Origin of the sequence: Brachyspira sp. G79 (assembly GCF_002379365.1) — a bacterium.
GTDB lineage: Bacteria > Spirochaetota > Brachyspiria > Brachyspirales > Brachyspiraceae > Brachyspira.
Genome location: NZ_JQIU01000008.1, coordinates 1818888 through 1822460, shown reverse-complemented (window position 1 = coordinate 1822460; position 3573 = coordinate 1818888). Strand labels below are relative to the sequence as shown.

At 24.9% G+C, this 3573-nt stretch carries 6 protein-coding genes; all 6 read left to right on the top strand.

Translation table 11 applies throughout. The features are described from left to right. Positions 1-48: 48 nt before the first annotated feature. Entirely contained in the window at positions 49-381 is a 333-nt protein-coding gene (locus KQ44_RS09495) for a hypothetical protein (protein WP_096737193.1), read from the top strand. Between the two features lie 84 nt (positions 382-465). Then, positions 466-969: a hypothetical protein gene (locus tag KQ44_RS09490; protein ID WP_096737192.1), complete on the top strand. Its 504-nt coding sequence runs from the start codon at positions 466-468 to the stop codon at positions 967-969. Between the two features lie 452 nt (positions 970-1421). Continuing rightward, complete coding sequence (locus KQ44_RS09485) at positions 1422-2270, top strand: Eco57I restriction-modification methylase domain-containing protein (RefSeq protein WP_143277860.1); 849 nt, start codon at positions 1422-1424, stop codon at positions 2268-2270. Beyond that, positions 2222-2512: a TaqI-like C-terminal specificity domain-containing protein gene (locus tag KQ44_RS09480; protein ID WP_168171269.1), complete on the top strand. Its 291-nt coding sequence runs from the start codon at positions 2222-2224 to the stop codon at positions 2510-2512. The genes KQ44_RS09485 and KQ44_RS09480 overlap by 49 nt, the downstream gene beginning before the upstream one ends. A 3-nt stretch (positions 2513-2515) precedes the next feature. Further along, entirely contained in the window at positions 2516-2746 is a 231-nt protein-coding gene (locus KQ44_RS09475; protein ID WP_096737189.1) for a hypothetical protein, read from the top strand. Positions 2747-2994: 248 nt separating this feature from the next. Continuing rightward, positions 2995-3573: DUF5986 family protein (locus KQ44_RS14445; protein WP_168171268.1), on the top strand; the 579-nt coding region annotated here is incomplete at its 3' end.

Genomic DNA, 3573 nt, shown 5'->3' with positions numbered 1-3573 from the left:
ATCATCATTGTTTTTAGAAGTACAAGATAAAAATATGGAGGAATAAAAATGAAAATACTGAAAATATATGCCATACTTCAATGTGGAAAAAAATCATCTTTTGGCTCTAGGTTACGTGAAATAAAAATAGAAAAAGATTCTATTTTTGAATTAGAAAATGCTATAAAATTACAATTTGATAATTTATCTAATTCTTTTAATGAAGATTTTGATTTTAAAGATAAGTATTCATATAATTTAGAAAACAATCAAATATTTTACATAGATGATCCATATTTTAATGATATTAATGAAATATTTATTAATAATGCTAATATAAAAGAATTAGATATTAACTCAATTAAATTAGAAAGAATAAAATCATTTTCTTTTTTTTGTTGAAAATAATAATCAAAAATATGTATTATTTCAAAGATTTAGAAAAAATTACTTTTTTTAAAAAAAAACCATAGTCTTTCATTTGTTTTGTTAAAAGATAAAGATGAATATCATTCTTTTAAAGATATTATAATTACATTTCCTGATTTTATCATAGCATATTATGAATATATAAGTAATAGATTGTATTTCAAATATGAGCAAGCTTTAAAAAGTACCATTGATTTATCTAAATATTATAGAGAAGCAAAAGATGAAGAAATAAAAAATTTGTTTTTAGGAGAAAATAGTTTATTTTTCTCTAATAATTCAGAAAGTATTATAAAAAATACAAGTATTTACAGTAAGAAAAGAATATTTTCTATTATAAAAAATTTAGATATTTTAAAAGAAGTAGATATTAATATTATAAAAAAACAAGCTAAATTGTTTAAAATAACTATAGAATTTAATGATAATAACCAAATAATATTACCTGAAAATGATAAAGAACTACTAAATAAGTATATAAAATTTTTTAATGGGGACTTATTTAAACATCCTTTTTTTGATAAATTCTTTGAAAGCAATAGTAAGAAAGAGATAATATAATTATGTAATCAGCCGCACGTACAGAGGTCTGTCCGTAAGGGGTTGCGTTGCCGTGCGGGTAGGTGCTACAGCTCGTAGGCGGGAATGCCCCCGACTGTAGGGAGTGCGTAGCTAGGCGAGTAGTGGGATAGCTTGTATGGGTTGGTAAAGTCCGATTTTTTTCGCGTTTTTTCTAAAAAAGTTACTGTTTGTAGGCTTGTTTTGTTAAAAATGTTTGTTTAATAATAAGGGCGGGTTTGGGTGGGTTATAAGGTAAATTTTAAAAAATTATTTATTGGTTAGTTTTAGTTTGGGGTTGGCTTTTTAGTTATTTTTTTTGAGGTTGGGTAATCAGCCGCACCTACATTTTACTGTCCTTAATATTAAGATATACGGTGCGGGAAGCCCCTACGGCGAGTAGTTGGGTAATCAGCCGCACTTATAGTTGACATTTGATAAGGGAAAGCGATGCCGTGCGGGTAGGTTCTACAGCTCGTAGTTATGTTCAAATTCAAGGTATGGAAAAGGAACTTAAAGAAGGGTACAAAGAAGCTAATTATAAAAGTTATGTTTTAACAGGTGATATTTATCAGCTGTTTTTTGAGAAAAGTTTAAATGTTTTAAAAATTGGCGGAATTGCTGGAATGATAACTTCTAATAAATGGATGCAGGCTAGTTATGGTGCGGTTACAAGAGATTATTTTTATAGAAATGCAAATGTTAATGGTGTTATAGATTTGGGTGCAGGAAGATTTCAAGGGGCTACGGTAGATACAAGTATAATAATATATTCAAAAAATGACGGTGAAATAAAAATTAATGAACCTAGAGAGTTTAAAGCTATTAAATTTTATGATGATTTATCAGAACTTAAAGATATTGAATTTAATAATGATATTATAGTTGCTAATAAAGATAAACAATGGGTTATAATGAATAATCTTGAGAATAGTATTTTTGAAAAAATAATTAAAAATAAACCTCTAAAAGATTGGGGAATACAAATTAATTATGGTATAAAAACTGGATTTAATGAAGCATTTTTTATTGATGAAGAAACTAAAAATAATCTTATAGAAGAAGATGCTAAAAGTGGGGAGTTGATAAAACCTTTATTGAGAGGGCGAGATATAAAAAGATATAATTGTATTTTTAATAGTTTGTATCTTATTAGTACATTTCCAGCTTTAAAATTAAATATAGACAATTATCCTGCAATAAAAAAATATCTAAAAAGTTTTGGTAAAAGATTGGAACAAAGCGGAGAAAAAGGTTGTCGAAAAAAACTAATAATAAGTGGTTTGAAACACAAGATACAATAGCTTATTATGAAGATTTTGAAAAAGATAGAATTGTTTGGACGCCTGTTAATGGTATATATTATTTCACATATGTAGAAGCTGGATATTATTTTAATAATTCTATATTCATGATAAGTGATAAAGATAATAATGTTTCAAAATTAAAATATTTATTAGCTGTTTTAAATACTGTTACCTTAAAATTTGGAAGTTTGATAACTCCTTTAACAAATGTTGGTCAATATACTTATGGGTCAAAATAATTTATGCAGACTATACCTATTCCAGAGCCTGACAAGGATACTGAAAATAAATTAGTTAGTCTCGTCGACAGTATCATTGGTTTAAATAAAAAATTAGCCTCTGAGAAGAACCCTAACACTATTGAAATGCTAAATAGTAGGATTGAAATAATAGATAAGAAAATCAATTCTATTGTGTATGAGCTTTATAATTTAAATTCTCAAGAGATTGTTATAATAGAAGGTGATAACTAAAATTTAATAACTCGGCAGGTTCTTTTTTAGGGACTTGTCGGGTTATATGTAAAAAATGTTTTATTAATATCGATGTGTTTATTTTTAATTGTTGGTAAAATATTATAAAAATAGATATGTTATTGTATTAATTTTTATATCAATAGTACTAAAATATTTATATTTAAATATTTTAGATATCATACTTGACAAAAATTAAAAAAATAGTATTATGCACTAATAAATTAATCATAAAGGAGGATTTTTTTATGAAGAAAGAATATGATAATATATTGAAAGTTTTGAAAAATAATCAACAGCCTTTAGTTAGTGAATTATTAAGAGATGCTATTGATTATTTACAGAAACATTCAGAAACAGAATTAGCACATAATGAGCTTTTAGAAAAGTTTAATGTTTATATTCCATTTTTGTTTTGGTCTAAATTAAATACTAATTTAACATTAAAGTGTAATAAAACTTTCTATATTCCAATATCTTCTTGGAAAACTGTATTTATATATGATGAAGAAACTGAAACTATTATTTCATTTATGAAACATAATAGATTTTATAAACTGCAAACAAATGAAAATACTATAATACCAATATATCAGCAAGCTCTAGCAATGATTAATGATACAGGTAAGGAACAATATGAATTTGATTTTTATAAAAATGAATATAATAATAAAATAATTGAAAAGAATAATGAAATTATAACTAAATTAAATAATGTGAAAATAGAAAACCATGTTCTTATCGTCTTTGGTATGAAAAGATATAAATCATTAAATTTTTTAAGTGCTTATGTATTAAATAGTAATTTTAGTATAATTGCTTCTGAT

Excerpts from the sequence above, each read along its gene's own strand:
- KQ44_RS09475 (WP_096737189.1), top strand. The coding sequence starts at position 2,516 with ATGCAGACTATACCTATTCCAGAGCCTGACAAGGATACTGAAAATAAA.
- KQ44_RS09495 (WP_096737193.1), top strand. The coding sequence starts at position 49 with ATGAAAATACTGAAAATATATGCCATACTTCAATGTGGAAAAAAATCA.